Consider the following 17,775-nt stretch of genomic DNA (forward strand, 5'->3'; position numbering starts at 1 on the left):
TATGGCATCACAAGACATTATCCGCCGCTCCGGTACTTCAGCGGTGACGCCTGCGGCAAAGGGGCGTAATTCGTCAGAAAAGGTCGCTAAGCTGTTCGACGCCACTAAGTGTAATGGCTGTAAAGCCTGCCAAGTGGCGTGTTCTGAGTGGAATGATTTACGGGAAGAGGTGGGCACCTTCCAAGGCAGTTACCAAAACCCTATGTCGCTATCGGGCCAATGTTGGACCCTGATGGAGTTCCATGAGGTTATGGAAAGCAACAAGCTGCGTTGGCAATTTACCCACTCGGCCTGTATGCACTGTGCTGACCCTGCCTGCTTAACGGCCTGTTCGACCTCGGGCGCGATTATCCAGCACGCCAATGGTGTGGTGGACTTCGATTCGGACAAATGTATCGGCTGCGGTTATTGCGCCAGTGCTTGTCCCTTTGATGTGCCCAAAATCGATCCTAAGGATAACAAGGCCTACAAGTGCACTATGTGCTCTGACCGTTTGGCTGTGGGATTGGAACCTTCCTGCGTTAAGTCCTGTACCACAGGGGCGCTGCGTTTTGGCACCCGTGAGGACATGTTGTTCTACTCGCAAAAACGGGTCGAAGAACTGAAGGAAAAGGGCTTTGCTAAGGCAGGACTTTATAACCCTGAGGGCGTAGGTGGCACGGGTATGATGATGATATTACACGATATCAATCAGCCCGAAAGCTACAACATGCCTGATAACCCGCAGATCCCACTGTCACTCACTCTGTGGCAGGACTGGGTCAAACCTTTAGGCACTATGGGCATTCTTGCCACTGCCGCCGTCGCTTGTCTGCATAAGATCACCGTCGGTCGCAACATAGTCGAAGAAGACCAACCGGGTTATCAACCGCCAGAGGAAGAGGCTAAGCAGGAAGAGGGGGCCGACAAATGAGCAAGCATGATAAGCAAGAAATGATAGTGCGTCACAAGCTGTTCGATCGCATCTGTCATTGGTTCATTGTGGCGGTTGGCCTAGTGACATTTCTCACTGGCTTTTCCTTCTTCTATCCATCGTTTCAATGGCTTGGTGCGATAGCGGGCACACCGCAATTGGCGAAGTTTATTCATCCCATTGCGGGCTTGATGATGTGCTTACCTCTGATGTTGATGTTGGTGCGTTACTACAAACACAACAAATGGGAAAAGCACGACCTCGCTTGGATGCTCGCCATTAAGGATGTGATGTTCGAGAACGAGGAGAAAATCCCGCCTATCGGCCATTACAACCCTGGGCAAAAGGTATTGTTTCGCGCCTTCGTGCTGACATCTATCACTTTAACGGTGACGGGAATCATCATGTGGCAGCCTTACTTTGCGCCCTATTTCTCAGCCACTGTGGTGGGTTGGGCCATTCTGTTGCACGCCATTTGTGCGCTCATCATGTTGATTTTTGTGATGGTGCATTTCTGGATGGCGACGTGGGTGGAAGGGTCGGTTACAGGCATGCTTTACGGCAAAGTCTCTAAGGCTTGGTGCCGCAAACATCACCCTGTGATGTTGGATGAACATTCGGACGTGGAGAAACATTAATGAGTCATACAGCCGAGATACCTCTGGCCCAAGGCAGCGAATCGCCGCTGGAACTTAAACCGTTAAAAGCGGCAGATCCCCAAGCTGTGTATCACAGAAGGGCGCAGCGTTTGCTGTCATTGGCCAAGGACTCGCCGCTGGCTGACTACTTTGAGCTATGTCGCCGTTTGGTCTCTATACAGGCCAGGTTAGCGCAGGAGGCTGACTTCGGTAAGCTTCTCGCTTGGGGGAAAGATGAGGCGACTCCGCTTTCCCTTTTGGGCTCAGAGGCAGATAGCTATTGGCAAGGACTGCTACAGCAACTGTTAAGTGATTTGTTGCCGCAGGTGGATGAATCCATAGCTCGGGTAGTGCGTTTGTTGATGCAGCAATCACCCGAGCAACTGAGTTCTTGGGGGCGTTCACTACGCCAAGGGCATGTCAGTGAAGTGCCTGCCCGTTTTAGCTTATTCATCTGGGCAGCGATGGGCGTTTATTGGTCGCATTGGGCACCTATGGTCATCAAGCGGATGGATCAGCGCAAGGTGGCGCAGCAGAGTATGTGTCCCGTGTGTGGATGTCATCCCGTGGCGAGTGTGATTGTCGATCAGCCTCGAGCTGGTTTGCGCTACCTGCATTGCAGTCTGTGCGAGAGCGAATGGCATTACATTCGCGCCCATTGCACCAGTTGCGGTCAGGACAAAGAGATGACGATTTGGTCGCTAGATGATGCCAAGGCTCAAGTGCGGATCGAAAGCTGCGATGAATGTCATGGCTATACCAAGATGATGTTCGTCGAAAACTCGCCGTCTATGGATGTGGCGGCAGACGATCTCGCAACCTTGATGTTAGACAGTGAGCTAAATGCTAAGGGCTTTGGGGCAACAACACTGAACCCACTGCTACTGGCCCACGAAACCACGTAAGCCACATAGCTTAAACAAATGCGGGAGGGAGTCGGGTTGCTGATCCCTTCCTGCTTTTTATAAACCAATGGCAATAATATAAACAAAATGACACAGATGATGACCCAAGCACCTGAAACACTACAAGTTCTGTACCGAGCTTTGCCTTCAATGGATAGCCTACTTGCAGAGCCTAGTTTTGTGGTATTGCAGCAGTCCTACGGCAAAGCGGCGGTAAAGGCCGCACTGGATACCCAGTTAAAGGCGGCGCGCAGCTTAATCGGCCGCGAGCACCGTTTGCCGACATGGTGTGGTGAGCTTGCGCAATTGCATAGATGTTTGGTTGATCAACTGTCTAATGATTACAGCCACAGCTTAAAACCCGTGTGGAATCTCACTGGCACCATATTGCATACCAACCTTGGCCGAGCGCAACAGTCAGAAGCGGCAATTCGAGCCGTGACTTCTGTTATGCGCTACCCCACACCGCTGGAGTTTGAGCTTGCGGCAGGTGAACGTGGTCACAGGGATAATGCGATCAGTGCTTTGATCCAGCGCTTAACGGGTGCCGAGGCTTGTTGTGTTGTGAATAACAATGCCGCAGCTGTGTTGTTGATGCTGTCAGCGGTGGCTGCGGGGAAAGAAGTCATAGTCTCCCGTGGTGAGTTGGTGGAAATTGGCGGCGCGTTTCGCATCCCTGACATTATGCGCCAAGCGGGCTGCACCTTAGTCGAGGTCGGCAGCACCAATCGGACTCACCTTAAGGATTATGAGCAGGCCATTACTGAAAATACCGCTGCGATAATGAAGGTCCACACCAGTAATTATCATATTAGTGGTTTTACTGCCGCAGTGGAGGAGGCAAGGCTGGGTCAGTTATGCCGTGAGCGTGGCATATCACTCATTTCAGATCTTGGCAGCGGTTCACTTACTGATCTGCGCCGCTTTGGTCTAAAGCAAGAACCTACGCCCCAAGCCATGCTAGCCGATGGGGTTGATCTAGTCAGTTTTTCCGGCGACAAACTATTGGGTGGCCCTCAGTCTGGTTTGATCGTTGGCAAACAGTCGCTGATTAAGCAGTTACAGAGTCATCCACTAAAGCGCGCCCTGCGTTGCGATAAGCTGATTTTGGCGGCGTTAGAAGCGACATTGATCCACTATCTTAACCCTGAAACCTTAGACATTGAGCTGCCTATTATGGCGAAATTTGCCCGTAGCCAAGAGACGTTATGGCAGATTGGTCGTCGCTTACAGCAAGCTTTGGTTCCACATTTTGAACCTTGTTATCGCATTGAGTTAGTCGAGTGCCAAACACAGGTCGGCAGTGGCTCACAGCCCGATACTTTTTTACCCTCAGTGGCGTTGTGTTTTACCGCACTCAATGGCGGTAGTTTAAGTTTGTTAGAACAACAATTTAAGCAGGCGGCACGGCCTATCATAGGTCGCATGAGTCAGGACCAACTCAGGTTAGATCTGCGCGGTCTTGATAGTGAAGCTGAACTCCTCGCCGAGTTGAGTACGTTAGGTGTGCAGTTGTGATCATTGTGACTGCGGGTCATGTCGATCATGGCAAGAGTACGCTTATTCGCGCTTTGACTGGGATGAATACCGATCGTCTGCCGGAGGAAAAACGCCGTGGTATGACGATCGATCTTGGCTATGCGTTTATGCCACTTCGAGATGGTTCGCGGCTTGCTTTTATTGATGTGCCCGGCCACGAAAAATTTATCAACAACATGCTGGTGGGCGTGAGTCATGCTCGACACGCCCTGTTGGTGATGGCCTGTGACGATGGCGTAATGCCGCAAACCCGTGAGCATCTGCAAATTCTTGCGCTCTTACCTTTGCACAGTTTGACCTTAGTGCTAACTAAACGGGATTTAGTTGATAGTGGTACGGCGGCACAGCTTGTCGCCGATGGACTTACTTTGCTCGCCGAGTATGGCATTGAGGCCAGTGGTGTTTTTGAAGTGTCGGCGAATGGCACCGCCGACTTAGCATCTCATGGCGTGGCGGCGCTGAAGGCGCATATTCTTGATTTAGGTGAGCAAGAGTCAAAGCGGGCGGAGGATGCCAGCAGCTTTAGGATGACGCTCGATCGCGCCTTTAGTGTTAAAGGTGCGGGGTGTGTCGTAACTGGCACAGTGATCAGCGGCAGCGTATGTGTGGGGGATAGTCTTTTTAGCTCAGGGCAAAAGGCCAAACTCAGAGTGCGAGGCATACATTGTCAGGGACAAGAAGCCCAAAGGGCTGTCACAGGTACACGCGTAGCACTCAATTTAACGGGTGTCGATAACCATAGGGAGCCAGAGCGTGGCGATTGGCTGAGCAGTTTGCCTCAAGCAGAGCTCTGTAGCCGCCCCGTTGTGCACATTCGAGCCTTCGATTTTTTAGGCTGTGAGTCATTAGTGCATTGGCAAAATGTCCACTGTCATCATGGCGCCGATCATACTTTAGGTCGAGTTTCCCTTTTAAATGAAGCTGATGAAGAAGGCTTCTGTCTGGCTGAGTTGGTACTCGAAAAGCCACTACTCCTATGCCAAGACGATCGAATTGTCCTGCGACACATTGGAGGTAAACAGACTTTAGGTGCGGGGCGAGTGTTGGCGCTGAAAGTCCCAAATCGTAAGAAACGTACACCTGAACGCGTCGCGAGATTACTGCAATTAGCACGCTTGGATAATCCTGCCCATGTGGTGGCTTTACTCGGCCAAACTCAGGCGCTAGAGCTTGATGAAATCGCGTGGCGTTGGCAATTAACCGACGAAGGGCTGGCAATGCTGTTAGCCCAAGCGGGTTTAGTTCGTTTTGGGGCATTTGCTATAGCGACAAGTTTACTTGAGCAAGAAAAACAACAGTTTATTACTTTACTTAGCGAGTTCCATCAACAGCATCCCGACCAACTTGGGCTGGGACGTAATCGCCTGCAACGCATGAGCCATAGCGCTTTGCCGCCCGAATTAGCCAATAAAGTGCTCGACACGCTTTGCCAAGAGGGACGCATGGTATTGCGTGGCGCCCTGTTGCAATTGGCCGAGCACAAAATAGTGCTAGATGCTGAGGCGCAGCATTGTTGGCAGGCACTTGCGCCTTGGCTTGCCGAGCAAACCGCTCCTGTATGGGTCACCGAAATGGGCGAATACCTTGAGCTTGAACCTGCCAAATTAAGGTTGTTGTGTTTCCAGCTGGTGCAGCAGGGGTTTATTACTGCTGTGGTGAAGGACAGATATTTGCTCAGCGAGCAAATCTGTTACTACGCCAGCTTAGTACGTACTCATATTGCAGAACACGGCAAGCTCGAAACGGCAGAATTTAAAGACATGGTTGGGCTTGGGCGTAAGGTGAGTATTCAACTGCTTGAGTTCTTTGACAGAAGTGGTTTTACCCGTAGGAAGTATCGCAGTAATAGCCGAGAAGTTCGGGATGCGGAGTTGTTTTTTTCCCATGAGAATTGGCGGAAGAACATAGGAGTCGAACCTACCCAGGACTGCTGGCAGCCCTACCCGGATTTGAAATCCGGACGCCTCACCGGAGACGACGTTCTTCCAATAGAAGACCTAGGGATAGTAGAAAATGCGTAAAGATGATTCAAGGCGATTCTTATTTAGTTTATGGGTTTGTGATACAAGTCTTAAATTGTCATCAAACTAATTGTTTTTATTTGGTTTTATAGTTTTAAAGGGGCGCTATGGAATATCATTCACATGAAGTGGTGACAGAAAGAAACGTGATCTTGTTAGAACATGGGCACGCATCTGAGCTGACAGACTACTTAGCTAATGAAGTGCGGGTCGCACTGGTCTATAACGGCATAGCGCATACCGTGATGTTGGCGAGCCCTCAAGATTTAGAAGCCTTCGCTATTGGTTTTACGTTATCTGAACGTATCGTTTCCCATATCAATGATATCAAAGGGGTGGAGCTCGAGTTCACCAGTGAAGGCGTGTTGATCCAAGTGGAAATCAACCAACGATGCTTTATGGAACTCAAGCAACAAAGGCGCAATATGGCGGGGCGCACAGGTTGTGGATTGTGCGGTGTTGCCCAGCTCGAAGAGGCCGTCAAGCCTGTGATGCGGGTGGACTCAGATGCTAGATTCGATATCGAACACTTACAGGTCGCACTTGGGCAAATTAAAGATAATCAACAACATTTTAAGCTGACGGGTGCCACTCATGCGGCCATGGGGCTTAACCATCAAGGACAGATCATCGCCGCCTATGAGGATATAGGCAGGCATATCGCACTAGACAAGCTAATTGGCGCCTTTTCCGCTCACAATGTGGAACGTCCAGTGGCCGTATTGCTCACCAGTCGCGCGAGTTTTGAGATGGTGCAAAAGGCCGCTAGTGCCAATATCCAAATTCTGTTTGCTATGTCCGCCGTGACTTCACTGGCGTTGGAATTAGCAGAGAAAAGCAATATCACGCTTATCGGTTTTTGCCGTAATGGCAGGGCAACGCTTTACACCCACGGTTATCGCCTGTTGGGGCAGCAGTGTGTCAGCTTAGCTAAAGCCATTTAAGCGTGAGGCCACTTGAGATTGAAGTTGTCGAACGACTTCAATCATTCTGGCACACAGGTTATAAGCGCATTGCGCTTATTTTTTATAGTCTCGTTCATTAGGGTAATGACATGACATGGCAACAATTTAAACAAGAATATTTAGTCCGTTTTTGGGCGCCTATGCCAGCGGTTATCGCTGCGGGTATCCTTTCTACTTACTATTTTGGTTTGACCGGAACCTTCTGGGCTGTTACTGGGGAATTCACTCGTTGGGGTGGTCATTTACTGCAGTTTTTAGGTGCAGAGCCTGAAACCTGGGGTTATTTCAAAGTGATAGGTCTGCAGGGCTCTCCTCTAGATCGTATCGACGGCATGATGATTATCGGTATGTTTGGTGGTTGTATTGCCGCTGCGCTTTGGGCCAATAACGTCAAACTGCGTATGCCACAGAGCCGTATCCGTATTGCTCAGGCACTGATCGGCGGCATTATTGCTGGCTTTGGTGCCCGTTTAGCTATGGGTTGTAACCTTGCCGCCTTCTTCACGGGTATTCCGCAGTTCTCTTTACATGCTTGGTTCTTTGCTTTGGCGACCGCAGCAGGCTCTTACTTTGGTGCAAGATTTACCTTACTGCCGATGTTCCGTATTCCGGTAAAACTGAAAAAAGTCGATAAAGCGACTTCAATCAAGCAGGACGAAAACCAAGCTAGACGTCGTTTCCGTATCGGTATGTTGGTGTTTGTAGGCATCGTCGGTTGGGGGTTATTGACTATGTTCAATGCGCCAAAACTCGGCATTGCTATGCTCTGTGGTGTTGGTTTTGGTTTATTAATCGAACGGGCCCAAATCTGCTTTACCTCAGCGTTCCGCGATATGTGGATCACTGGTCGTACTCACATGGCGAAGGCGATTATCTTAGGCATGGCGGTCAGTGCGATAGGCATTTACAGCTATGTGCAACTGGGTGTGCCACCTAAGATCATGTGGGCTGGCCCTAATGCGGTGATCGGCGGCTTATTGTTTGGTTTTGGTATTGTACTGGCTGGTGGTTGTGAAACGGGTTGGATGTATCGTGCAGTCGAAGGCCAAGTACATTTCTGGTGGGTGGGCTTAGGTAACGTGTTGGGTTCAACCTTACTGGCATATTACTGGGATGATATCGCTCAGCCATTAGCAACGAATTGGGACAAAGTTAATTTACTGACCAGCTTTGGCGATAAAGGCGGATTATTGCTGACCTATGTGCTGCTGGGGCTCTCCTTTGGCGCTATGTTGCTGTGGGAGAAACGTTTCTTTGCTCGTAAGGCGAAGCGTGATGAACAATTGCTAGCGGAGGCGGCGTAATGGCTCAATATATTCCAGATTATCAACTCGATATGGTGGGTGAACCTTGCCCTTATCCCGCAGTGGCTACCCTTGAGGCTATGCCAAAGTTAAAGCCCGGTGAAATTCTCGAGGTGATTAGTGACTGTCCGCAGTCTATTAACAACATTCCCCTCGACGCTAAAAATCATGGTTATAAAGTGCTGGAAATTGAGCAGAATGGTCCGACTATTCGTTATCTGATCCAGCGTTGAGGATAGGACTATGTTGACTATTCTCAGTGGCTTAGGTATTGGCTTAGCCATGGGATTTGTGATGCAAAGGGGTAGATTTTGTATGGCGGGCGGGATCCGCGATACCTATCTGCAACGGGACTTTACCATGGTGATCGCTATTTTGATTGCCATCAGCATCCAAAGTCTAGGGCTGTTCCTGTTTTACGAATGGGGTTGGGTTAAATTGCCAGAAGGGCATTTCCCTTGGTTGGCAACCTTAGTCGGTGGTGTATTGTTTGGTGTGGGTATGGCAGCAGCGGGAAGCTGCTCCACTGGTGCCTATTACCGCGCTGCCGAAGGGTTGGCTGCCAGTGTGATGGCCGTTCTCGGTTTTATTGCTGCCAGTAAATTAGTGCGTCTCGATGAGTTGAAAGGTCTACTTAAACCTTTTAAACAGCATCAACTTGAGGACCAAACGCTCTATCAAACTCTGGGCGTTTCCCCTTGGGTGATCGTGCTTGTCCTCGTATTACTCACATTGTGGTTGGCATTGGGTTATCTCAAACGCCGCAAACGTCCGGTTGCACTGATGGCACCCCGTAAAACGGGTTTAGCTCATTGGTTGTTTGAAGCGCGCTGGCATCCCTTTGTAAGTGCTTTGCTGATTGGTTTACTGGCGCTACTTGCATGGCCTGCAAGTCTTGAAAGTGGCCGTGTAGGCAGTGTTGGGATCAGTGGCCCGAGTGCGCATTTATGGGATCTTGTCACCACAGGTAACACTAAGTTCTTTAGTTGGCCGGGATATTTTCTCTTGGGATTATTTGTAGGCGCCTTTATCGCTGCTCGGGGCAGTGCTGAGCAGCGCTGGCGCTACCCAGGTCATAAAGTGGTGTTATATGGGTTTGTTGGTGGCCTGTTGATGGGCGTGGGGAGCGGGCTTGCCGGAGGTTGCATGCTTGGTAATGCGCTCGTTGGCACGGCTTATTTGTCGTGGCAAGGCTGGCTATTTATCCCTGCTATTTTATTTGGCAGTTGGTGCTTTAACTATTTTGCGCTACTGAGGCCAATGCGTCTTGCGCAGATTTAACGTTTATAAAGGAGCTGTATATGGAACAGTATCTCGACACAACGGGTAAGCTATGCCCTTTTCCTTTAATTGAGTTACAACGCTTAATTGCGAGTCTTGAGACTGGCGATAAAGTGGTACTGGATTACGATTGTGGCCAAGCAACTGAGAATATTCCCCGCTGGGCGGCTGAAGCCGGGCATGAGGTGACCCACTTTGCCCAGAAGGGCGATGCTGCTTGGACTATGACGATTCAAAAGGGCTAACTCGTCCTCAACTAAAAAGCGCTGCATTTGCAGCGCTTTTTGATCTTAGCCTTGGCAATCTACTGGCAGATATTCATCCGGAATACCGTTGCTGCTGCAAACCCAAGTGATATTATTTTGCTCATCAACTTGAGGCGATAGATAGACTTCATAGCCTTGATAATCCCCGAGCGCTTCGCTTCCTATAAAACCGACTATGCCATCTGTGTACAGATTAAATGTCGCAATCTGCTCGTCCGTGAGTCCAAGCACATCCAATTCGGTTGGCCAAGCTTTGTTGGTTTGATAGTAGCCGACTAAGATGTCAGTGATCGGTGCCAGTGCTTGATGTTGCTGGTCGATACTGGCAATGGCCAGTGCCGCATCGGGTACATTCAATGCTGCTGGTGTGGCTTCGGTCGTGGTTGGTGCCTCATAACTCGTGGTGGCACCCATTTTCTCTTGATAGTCCTTATACGCTGGCAACGCGACTGCTGCAGCAATACCAATAATCGCAGCGAAGATTATCAATCCACCGCCCGCTGTACCTAAACGTGGCATAAAGAAGCTGAGTACATAGGCCCATGCACTGCGTGATGGCGGTGCATATTCCACTCCTTGTGCTTTGGCTTGGACTCTTGCCATGCGCTTAGTCAACCAAGGATAGCTGCCATTAAGCTCGTGCAGCGACATCCAAAAACCACTCGACTCACTGGCTTGGCGGATATATTGATCCACATTCATACGTTTCCATTGCTCGACACCTGCGGCTAACACAGCAACGGCATTTGTGGCTGAACGTAAGCTGTTGCAGCAACGTAATCCGTGGAGATCGCAGGTATATTCACAGGCGCGAGAATAAGCCGCACCTACTAAAGGTAACCAAGTGGCGAAGACTAAGAAGGGCGCTTTACCTATATGATTGCGGCGAATATGGCCTAACTCGTGGCCGATATAGAAGTTGAGCGCATCTTTATCTGACTCAAGCGCATCCACAATCGATGAAAATAGCACTATATAGTTGCGACCGAGGAAGCGTGTCGCCAGTGCGTTTAACATGCCATCGGCTGCCAATAAGTAAGCGCGTGGTGGCTCGCGCATTTCTAAACGTTCGCAACACGCTAAATATTGTTTATGTAATTCAGGAAACTGCTCTGCATTGATTTCGACAGCCGTGCCTTTTAAGTAGCTGATAAAGGCGGAGTGGCTAAAGAGATAAATAATGAAAAACATCAACACATAGAGCAGCGCCATGCCAAAAGTGCCTATGATCAATGCCGCCCAGACGATCCCAGAAATAATAGCTAACAGAGTGAACAGCGATTTTTCCTTCGAATAGACAATATCTGTCATTTGAATGGGATTCTCGTTCCCTGCGGTAATAACTTGTTCCATGTTGATCCTTTTCCTTGTGAAGAGACAAACGGCGTGAAAGTAGTCAATTTTACTCGAAAATTCAACCACTATCGCGTGCAAAGCAAAAAATTAACCGTTTTGTCATTAGTTTAATCAGCTATGCGCAAATTGGAGTAGGTCGATTTCATCAGAATTTTGTGGTTTTTAGCGCTAGAGAGTCCGATTATGCAGGCGGACACAGATTGGTAAGTGGCTCTTAGTCTCTGGGCATTTTCCTCGCAGCGCACTAGAATTAGGTGTTTTCGCAGCATATCGGCTGAGGGTTAAGTCTTAAGTTAGAACCGAGATAAAAGTAAATCACATCACTATGAGTGCACTTTAAGGCATGGTTCTTCAAGGCATAGTGCTTTGAGTCAGGCTCGGTTAAGCCTATATAGGGTTAGCTATGGCAAGCGTTGAAACAAACCACAGAAATACAAAGGAATTGAGATGGCTAAGTTAACAAATAAGATGATAAGTAATCGATTGGGTTTCAAATGGTACTGTGCCGCAGGCGTGATGGTTAGCGCGTTAAGTGCGGGAGTAATGGCGGCTAATGCACCTTCTTTTGACTGCACGAAAGTGAATGCTGGCAGTATTGAAGACATGGTCTGTAAGGATGCGGGGCTGAACCAACTTGATAATCAGTTAGCTAAGGTCTATAGCCAAGCGCTTGAAAAAGCGAAGAATGAACAACCTCCTACTTTAAAGACGATGCAACGTGGTTGGGTGAAAGGCCGTAATGAATGCTGGAAGAGCGACGATAAGCACGCGTGTATTGAATCTAGCTATCAAACCCGCATTGCCGAACTGCAGGCGCAATATCGTTTAGTCGACATGACCGGCCCAGTGTTTTATGCCTGTGACGGCAATCCTGCTAACGAAGTAGTGGTGACTTATTTTAAAACCGAACCTGCCACCCTGATTGCTGAACATGGTGATAGTACTTCATTAATGTTTGTGCAACCCAGCGGCAGCGGCGCTAAGTATCAAGGCCGCAATGAAAGCCTATGGGAACATCAAGGCGAAGCTAAAGTGGTTTGGGGCTACGAAGCACCAGAAATGACCTGTAAACTGGTGACTAAATAGGATTGATTTAAGGTCGCCATGAAACAAGCTCTCGTGCATATCGCCTTGGTCGTAAGAGATTACGACGAGGCGATTGATTTTTATGTGAATAAATTAAAATTCGAATTAGTCGAAGACACTTATCAAGCCGAGCAAGATAAGCGCTGGGTCGTTGTTGCCCCACCGGGTTCTAAGGGCGCTTCTATCTTGTTAGCGCGGGCGTCTAAACCTGAGCAGTTCGATTTTATCGGTAATCAGGCGGGTGGTCGGGTGTTTTTATTTTTAAATACCGATGACTTTTGGCGTGATTATCGCCGTATGGTCGCCGATGGCGTGGAGTTTGCGCGCGAGCCGCAAGAACAAGACTATGGCACAGTCGCTGTGTTTAAAGATCTCTACGGTAACTTATGGGATTTACTGCAATTGAACCCGAATCATGTCATGGCTAAGCGAATGAGTTAAGATTCAGTATTTCGTATGAATTACCGCGCAAGCTATTTAATGGGGTCAAACACTGGGAATACTCTTTGTGTTTGACCTCTGTTAAGTTCGTTTAAAATTCTCAGTTATTGATCATTTTTATTGGGAATTCACTGTAAATTTCAATTTATTCTTGTGGAACGGATAGATTTTATAATGGATTGGTCAATGCCACTATGTTTTTATTCAAAATTAAATATCTATCGAATAAATTATTCTTTGGTTTTTATAATTACCCATTCACTTTTTTCGTACTTTAGTATTTAACTCACATTTAAATTAATGAGCGTCAGTTTTTGTTGACAGTTTTATACGTCACTTATTTGCATAGGCGATTATTGTCACTTAGCTTCTTTAATGTTCTCTAGCTATAAAAATTTAGTCGTGAATATCATTACGTCTAAAGCAAGCTGGCATTTGAAAATAATATTTAATCTGAGTGACTTACTAAAGGAATCTGATAAGTATGAATTTTTTTAAAATACGTTGCACGGCATTATGGATAGGCCGCGCGTTAAGTGTCTCCGCGATAATAGCGTTACCATCGTTCGCATCTGATATGCCAACCAGTCAGTATCATATTGATGCAGAAGAAATGAAAATGGTAGATATGCCTAGTGTGTTACTGCCATTTAATAATCTGATGTTTTTATATGGCGTAGATGCATCGCAGTTTGATTTAGCTGACTTTATTTACGTCAATGTTCCTGATTTAATCGATAAAGAAGAGGCGATTACGCATTGGGCTGGATATTATAGTATTAACCCCAAAGTCATACTGACTTTGATGGAAATGCAATCTCAGTTAATTTCGTCTCCGACAGCTGAAGCGCTTAACCGACCTTTGGGAACATTATCGGATAAACAGGGTTTTGAGGAACAACTCCAAGATGTATTGGCTCAGCTATCACAACGTTTTTATGCCTATGAAGAGTCTCAATTAAAAGGCCTATACCCGCCAAGTACCGACGCAGTTAATGCATCGAGTTTCGCATTATTGGCTTTGTTAAACGGTCGTAGGATAGAGCAACAGCAACATGCCGTTATGACGGGTGAGCACGCTTTGGGATTGGACCTATTCATTGAGCTGTTTAGATTATTATTTGGCAATACTGACCGTGAGTTGTTAATGAGTTCAGTTGCTAAAAATCCGCTTGTAGCTGATTCAACTCAGTCGATGCAACAAGTCGTCCCATTGGCGAGTAGTCTGCCACCCAGTAACATGCTGCAAATGCCTTGGCGACAGGGATATTCATGGCAATCCAATGGTGCTCATTCGCATACTGGGTCTGGCTATCCGCTATCATCAATCGATGTATCCTACGATTGGCCGCAATGGGGAAGTCCGACTTATTCGGTTGCTTCCGCACATGCTGGGACTGTCAATGTGTTGTCTCGCTGCCAAGTACGGGTGACAAATGCTAACGGTTGGGCGACTAACTATTATCATATGGATCAAATTACAGTGCGTAATGGTCAATATGTAAACCAGAATACCGTGATGGGCATTTATGCAAATAATAAAAATGCAGCCTTGTGTGAAGGTGGGAGTTCAACTGGGCCCCATTTGCATTTTTCTTTATTAAAGGATGGCCGCCATGTGTCGTTGCAAGATGTACATTTGGGGCAATATAGAATCAACATTGGTAGTTACAACTATGACAATAACTGTAGTCGTTTCAATCTGTTTGATGTAAGTAACAATCGTACAATGTGCGCTTGGGCGCCGCTGTATAATGCTGGAAGTCTCTAATCCATGATAGAAAGCCCCTCAATCGAGGGGCTGATATAATGCGAGGAAACCGTTGATCGATAAGCTAGCTAGACCCTCAAATTATTTGGATATCCCCCTACTTTATTTCTTGAATACCGATGACTTTGGCGTGATTATCGCCGTATGGTCGCCGATGGCGTGGAGTTTGCGCGCGAGCCGCAAGAACAAGACTATGGCACAGTCGCTGTGTTTAAAGATCTCTACGGTAACTTATGGGATTTACTGCAATTGAATGATGAACATCCTATGGCTCACAGGTTAGCGTATCGGGAGCCAGGATTAGAAGTTAACCCCTAATCCTAAGGTGTAGCTGGTATCTCTCGTATTGCCTATCACTGTTTTAGTGTCATTGAAGTCATATTTAAATGACAAATAAATCCGCTGAGTTAGCAGATATTTAAGTCCTAGGGTCGAGTTTGAGATGTAATCAATCGAAGGCATATCTGGGAAGGCAATTTGCAGATCGGCATAGGACTCTAAAATGCCACCAAACCAATATTGTTTATAGTTAAGTGAGGCCGCCCAAGCATTTAGTTCTAGTTTAAAGGACTGTTGTTCAAGCCAAAAATGGTTGTAGGTTACGACGAAGTCTAATTTATCGCGCCCAGCACCCCAAAAGCGATAACCAGGACCTAGCCCCGCATAATAACTATGGCTATCGATGCCGAGTTTATCTTCTTCATAAAAATCTTCCTGACGTAACAGCCAATGCTCATTGAGCAGATAGTCTAATGAATAATGTCCTTCGAGGGTGTTGCGCTTAGTCACGTCATCTTCGGTTTCGTAGCGCACTTCGGTCTTGATATTATGTCGCCATTGCAAGGTTTCCGCTGTGATATCGCCTTTGATATGTAGCTTCTGACTATTTTTCTTGTTTTTGGTGACATCAAGTGTGGTTTCTACACTACCGTTAAAATTCCAATCTGAGTTTGCATAGTGCTGCGAGAATCTCAACTCACTCACGGGAGTGTGCTGGTTATTAATTAATACCATGCCATGTTCATTAGAGGCTTGAATACTTATGTCCTGTATGGAACGACTGACACTCCAAGGTCTAGTATCTGTGACTTCGAGGCTGAGAATGGCACTGCGTTGAATGGTAATTTTAGGGGTATAACTGGTGTTGATGATGAGATTTTGATCGTTAAACTCTTTAATTTCACCGCTAATTTTATCGCCACTGAGCAAAAAAACTGTGTCGGCATAACACAAGGGGCTGACACTACAGAGCGTAGCAACAAGGTACAATGCTGGATTGGATATCAGATTATGCATCTTGCTCGTGGGCTCAAAATAAAGGGAGAGTAAGTGTTGTCATTCTACTCGAACACAGGCTCTACAAAGCAATAACATTTGATAAAAGTGTTGATAAGGGATTGAAAACGGGTTCGCAATCCCTTACTTCTTTGCCTGTTAGCGTGAGTTAATTTCGGTTATTTTGAGGTTAATGAGCTGCTTCTGCCATTGGGATTTATCTATGCCTTCGACCCAAATGACGCTGCTTTTACGCTGTTCGCCTTTGCGTAGATAGGTCTCAGGCATGCGGAAAATGGCTTCCCACACTTCGAGTTTTTCGGTTTTGAGCAAAGTACCATTATCGGCGAAGAAGCTAGCTTCAACTTCAACTAAGGTAACGTGTTCATTGCTGGTGCTGGCGAGATCGAAGCTGAGTCCGAGTTTGTCGCCTTTCCATTGACCTTCAGCAAAGCTGACTTTGATCCCATCTTTTGCCGTTGAGCCTAATAGCTCAGGTTGGGTAATCGCAGTGGCGGTCAATGTGGTGACTGGCGCAGCAACAGTTTGAGTGGTAACTGCGGCACTTGGGACACTGGCAACATTGCTCGATGCACTTGCTACGGCTGCAGCGGCTAGGGCATTGGGCGCGGCTTTGGTTTCAGTGATCACGTATTCCCAGGTAAAGTCGTCTTTGAGTCTGACTTGGGCGCCATTTTCTAGGGTGATATTGGCTACGTCGGCCGCCATAACCGATGATGTTAGCAATAACAATGAGCTAAGTGCGCTAAGGCGTAATGAAGTGTGCATTAATTTTCTGGCTCCGATATCCGTCTGAGTCAATATTCTGCCCTAACATAAACAATTTGCCGCATGTTAGTCACTGTCTAAGTCGTGTTTTGATGAATAAAGTGGATTAAAGGCGAGATTTTAACGCTAGTACAGATTGAGCTAGCTGACTGTGGCACTATTAGATAGGTGTACATGAGCGGTATGCTCAATGAATAAAGTAACAGGAGATTAAGATGCAGATGAAACATGGAATTTATGGCTTAGTGATTGGATTGGCATTTAGCACTGTCACTTTGGCTGCTGAAGCACCGAAAGTGGGTTGCGCGGCGAAATTAGATGCCATTAGTGCCGAACTTGCCCAAGCAAAAGCGGCAGGTAATAAGTATAAAGTCGCGGGACTTGAAAAGGCCTATGACGAAGTTTCAACCCATTGCGACGATGATAGCTTATACGCCGAGCGAGTCGCTAAAGTTGAAGCCTTAGAGGAAAAACTCACCGAGCGCCAAAACGAATTGGCCAAAGCCATAGAAGAAGGTCGTTCTATGGATAAAATCAACAAGAAACGCAATAAAGTCGCCGAAGTCGAGGCTGATCTTGCTAAGGCGCGAGCCGAGCTAACGCAATAAATAGCTCAAGCCCAATCGCTAGGAGCTTAGCCCGCGTAACCTATGCTTAAAATAGTGGATTCTGTGCTGGAGTTATAACCGGCACTCAGTATGAAGTGCTCAGTGATTCGATATCTTAGCCCAGCTTCTGCGCCCCAACGGGTAGTTTTATCTTCTTCCCATGTGGGTTTGCCATCGACAATTTTGGGTGAAATGTTATTCGTGTAAGACACTGTGCTGATATAGCCACTGCCGCCGGCATAAAAGCTTAAATCTGCCGTTAAGCTGTAGCTTAAGCCTAAGCGGAAGAGGCTTTCTTGGCGATAGGACTGCGCGGGTTCTGGCACGATAATATCGGTTTCACGACTGCGGGCATAGCCTAGGTAATAACCCCATTGCTGGTAATTATTATCGAAATGATAGGGGGCGATTGTAATGCCATAGAGATTATCTGTGGCGGGAATATAATCGAGCATAAGGGCGATATAAGGTGTATTGGCAGTTTCGTCTGATTTATCTGGCCTAACTAATTGCTTAGAAGTGCTATATTCGGCCGCTTGAAGCGGTTGGCATAGGCTCAGGAGTCCAATGCTCAGACAGGCTAGCGTATATGAATGACGACACATGGGATGGTTTCC

The 17,775-nt window shown here is 47.4% G+C and carries 17 protein-coding genes, 1 tRNA gene and 2 pseudogenes; 15 read left to right on the top strand and 5 right to left on the bottom strand.

The genetic code is table 11. The annotated features are described in order from the left end of the window. Position 1: 1 nt before the first annotated feature. The 5 genes and pseudogenes from fdxH to selB all read left to right on the top strand — a co-directional run. A complete protein-coding gene (gene fdxH, locus HGO26_RS17830) occupies positions 2-913 on the top strand; it encodes a formate dehydrogenase subunit beta (protein WP_168826883.1) in 912 nt (303 codons plus the stop codon). Continuing rightward, positions 910-1,551 carry a formate dehydrogenase subunit gamma gene (locus HGO26_RS17835; protein ID WP_011982054.1) on the top strand — a complete coding sequence of 214 codons (642 nt, stop codon included), beginning with the start codon at positions 910-912 and terminating at the stop codon, positions 1,549-1,551. Before fdxH ends, HGO26_RS17835 begins: the two co-directional genes overlap by 4 nt. Beyond that, positions 1,551-2,456 (top strand): formate dehydrogenase accessory protein FdhE, encoded by a 906-nt coding sequence (fdhE, locus tag HGO26_RS17840; protein ID WP_168826884.1) that lies wholly within the window; start codon positions 1,551-1,553, stop codon positions 2,454-2,456. Before HGO26_RS17835 ends, fdhE begins: the two co-directional genes overlap by 1 nt. 96 nt (positions 2,457-2,552) lie before the next feature. Beyond that, entirely contained in the window at positions 2,553-3,974 is a 1,422-nt protein-coding gene (selA, locus tag HGO26_RS17845) for an L-seryl-tRNA(Sec) selenium transferase (protein ID WP_168827000.1), read from the top strand. Positions 3,975-3,979: 5 nt separating this feature from the next. Further along, a pseudogene (selB, locus tag HGO26_RS22575) lies at positions 3,980-5,818 on the top strand (selenocysteine-specific translation elongation factor); the annotation flags it as partial. Positions 5,819-5,887: 69 nt separating this feature from the next. Here the strand turns inward: selB and HGO26_RS17855 are convergent. Continuing rightward, positions 5,888-5,982 (bottom strand) — tRNA-Sec (locus tag HGO26_RS17855). 141 nt (positions 5,983-6,123) lie between these two features. Here HGO26_RS17855 and fdhD point away from each other — a divergent pair. From fdhD to HGO26_RS17880, 5 genes are all read left to right on the top strand, one after another. Beyond that, the gene (fdhD, locus tag HGO26_RS17860; protein ID WP_107946194.1) at positions 6,124-6,960 is read left to right on the top strand and encodes a formate dehydrogenase accessory sulfurtransferase FdhD; all 837 of its coding nucleotides are present in this window, start codon (positions 6,124-6,126) and stop codon (positions 6,958-6,960) included. A gap of 110 nt (positions 6,961-7,070) precedes the next feature. Further along, positions 7,071-8,285, top strand: a complete 1,215-nt coding sequence (gene yedE, locus HGO26_RS17865; protein ID WP_168826891.1) for a selenium metabolism membrane protein YedE/FdhT — start codon at positions 7,071-7,073, stop codon at positions 8,283-8,285. Further along, positions 8,285-8,518, top strand: coding sequence for a sulfurtransferase-like selenium metabolism protein YedF (gene yedF / locus HGO26_RS17870; protein WP_107946196.1), 234 nt, complete (start codon positions 8,285-8,287; stop codon positions 8,516-8,518). The genes yedE and yedF overlap by 1 nt, the downstream gene beginning before the upstream one ends. Before the next feature lie 10 nt (positions 8,519-8,528). Continuing rightward, positions 8,529-9,566 (top strand): YeeE/YedE family protein, encoded by a 1,038-nt coding sequence (locus tag HGO26_RS17875; protein WP_168826893.1) that lies wholly within the window; start codon positions 8,529-8,531, stop codon positions 9,564-9,566. Positions 9,567-9,586: 20 nt separating this feature from the next. Beyond that, positions 9,587-9,811, top strand: coding sequence for a sulfurtransferase TusA family protein (locus tag HGO26_RS17880; protein WP_107946198.1), 225 nt, complete (start codon positions 9,587-9,589; stop codon positions 9,809-9,811). Positions 9,812-9,856: 45 nt separating this feature from the next. On the opposite strand, the gene HGO26_RS17885 is transcribed toward HGO26_RS17880, so the two are convergent. Continuing rightward, positions 9,857-11,185: a M48 family metallopeptidase gene (locus tag HGO26_RS17885; protein WP_168826895.1), complete on the bottom strand. Its 1,329-nt coding sequence runs from the start codon at positions 11,183-11,185 to the stop codon at positions 9,857-9,859. Positions 11,186-11,635: 450 nt separating this feature from the next. Between HGO26_RS17885 and HGO26_RS17890 the strand changes: the two genes are divergently transcribed. From HGO26_RS17890 to HGO26_RS17905, 4 genes and pseudogenes are all read left to right on the top strand, one after another. Continuing rightward, positions 11,636-12,274, top strand: coding sequence for an MliC family protein (locus HGO26_RS17890; RefSeq protein ID WP_168826897.1), 639 nt, complete (start codon positions 11,636-11,638; stop codon positions 12,272-12,274). Positions 12,275-12,292: 18 nt separating this feature from the next. Continuing rightward, entirely contained in the window at positions 12,293-12,715 is a 423-nt protein-coding gene (locus HGO26_RS17895; RefSeq protein ID WP_006083714.1) for a VOC family protein, read from the top strand. A 484-nt stretch (positions 12,716-13,199) separates the two neighbouring features. Beyond that, positions 13,200-14,486 (top strand): M23 family metallopeptidase, encoded by a 1,287-nt coding sequence (locus HGO26_RS17900; protein ID WP_168826899.1) that lies wholly within the window; start codon positions 13,200-13,202, stop codon positions 14,484-14,486. A 106-nt stretch (positions 14,487-14,592) separates the two neighbouring features. Further along, positions 14,593-14,804, top strand: a pseudogene (locus HGO26_RS17905) (VOC family protein); the annotation flags it as partial. On the opposite strand, the gene HGO26_RS17910 reads toward HGO26_RS17905, so the two are convergent. Further along, positions 14,787-15,782 (bottom strand): DUF481 domain-containing protein, encoded by a 996-nt coding sequence (locus HGO26_RS17910; protein WP_168826901.1) that lies wholly within the window; start codon positions 15,780-15,782, stop codon positions 14,787-14,789. The pseudogene HGO26_RS17905 and the gene HGO26_RS17910 overlap by 18 nt on opposite strands. Positions 15,783-15,920: 138 nt before the next feature. Further along, positions 15,921-16,550, bottom strand: a complete 630-nt coding sequence (locus tag HGO26_RS17915; RefSeq protein ID WP_168826904.1) for a DUF3157 family protein — start codon at positions 16,548-16,550, stop codon at positions 15,921-15,923. 215 nt (positions 16,551-16,765) lie between these two features. On the opposite strand from HGO26_RS17915, the gene HGO26_RS17920 reads away from it, so the two are divergent. Further along, positions 16,766-17,158: a DUF1090 domain-containing protein gene (locus HGO26_RS17920; RefSeq protein WP_168826906.1), complete on the top strand. Its 393-nt coding sequence runs from the start codon at positions 16,766-16,768 to the stop codon at positions 17,156-17,158. A gap of 26 nt (positions 17,159-17,184) precedes the next feature. Here HGO26_RS17920 and HGO26_RS17925 read toward each other — a convergent pair whose 3' ends face one another. After that, positions 17,185-17,763: an outer membrane protein gene (locus HGO26_RS17925; protein WP_168826908.1), complete on the bottom strand. Its 579-nt coding sequence runs from the start codon at positions 17,761-17,763 to the stop codon at positions 17,185-17,187. Between the last annotated feature and the right edge of the window lie 12 nt (positions 17,764-17,775).

Source organism: Shewanella oncorhynchi (genome assembly GCF_012584455.1).
GTDB classification, from domain to species: domain Bacteria; phylum Pseudomonadota; class Gammaproteobacteria; order Enterobacterales; family Shewanellaceae; genus Shewanella; species Shewanella oncorhynchi.

Excerpts from the sequence above, each read along its gene's own strand:
- yedE (WP_168826891.1), top strand. The coding sequence starts at position 7,071 with ATGACATGGCAACAATTTAAACAAGAATATTTAGTCCGTTTTTGGGCG.
- selA (WP_168827000.1), top strand. The coding sequence starts at position 2,553 with ATGATGACCCAAGCACCTGAAACACTACAAGTTCTGTACCGAGCTTTG.
- HGO26_RS17880 (WP_107946198.1), top strand. The coding sequence starts at position 9,587 with ATGGAACAGTATCTCGACACAACGGGTAAGCTATGCCCTTTTCCTTTA.
- HGO26_RS17895 (WP_006083714.1), top strand. The coding sequence starts at position 12,293 with ATGAAACAAGCTCTCGTGCATATCGCCTTGGTCGTAAGAGATTACGAC.
- HGO26_RS17835 (WP_011982054.1), top strand. The coding sequence starts at position 910 with ATGAGCAAGCATGATAAGCAAGAAATGATAGTGCGTCACAAGCTGTTC.
- HGO26_RS17875 (WP_168826893.1), top strand. The coding sequence starts at position 8,529 with ATGTTGACTATTCTCAGTGGCTTAGGTATTGGCTTAGCCATGGGATTT.
- fdhE (WP_168826884.1), top strand. The coding sequence starts at position 1,551 with ATGAGTCATACAGCCGAGATACCTCTGGCCCAAGGCAGCGAATCGCCG.
- fdxH (WP_168826883.1), top strand. The coding sequence starts at position 2 with ATGGCATCACAAGACATTATCCGCCGCTCCGGTACTTCAGCGGTGACG.
- HGO26_RS17890 (WP_168826897.1), top strand. The coding sequence starts at position 11,636 with ATGGCTAAGTTAACAAATAAGATGATAAGTAATCGATTGGGTTTCAAA.
- HGO26_RS17885 (WP_168826895.1), bottom strand. The coding sequence starts at position 11,185 with ATGGAACAAGTTATTACCGCAGGGAACGAGAATCCCATTCAAATGACA.
- fdhD (WP_107946194.1), top strand. The coding sequence starts at position 6,124 with ATGGAATATCATTCACATGAAGTGGTGACAGAAAGAAACGTGATCTTG.
- HGO26_RS17915 (WP_168826904.1), bottom strand. The coding sequence starts at position 16,550 with ATGCACACTTCATTACGCCTTAGCGCACTTAGCTCATTGTTATTGCTA.
- yedF (WP_107946196.1), top strand. The coding sequence starts at position 8,285 with ATGGCTCAATATATTCCAGATTATCAACTCGATATGGTGGGTGAACCT.
- HGO26_RS17910 (WP_168826901.1), bottom strand. The coding sequence starts at position 15,782 with ATGCATAATCTGATATCCAATCCAGCATTGTACCTTGTTGCTACGCTC.
- HGO26_RS17900 (WP_168826899.1), top strand. The coding sequence starts at position 13,200 with ATGAATTTTTTTAAAATACGTTGCACGGCATTATGGATAGGCCGCGCG.
- HGO26_RS17920 (WP_168826906.1), top strand. The coding sequence starts at position 16,766 with ATGCAGATGAAACATGGAATTTATGGCTTAGTGATTGGATTGGCATTT.
- HGO26_RS17925 (WP_168826908.1), bottom strand. The coding sequence starts at position 17,763 with ATGTGTCGTCATTCATATACGCTAGCCTGTCTGAGCATTGGACTCCTG.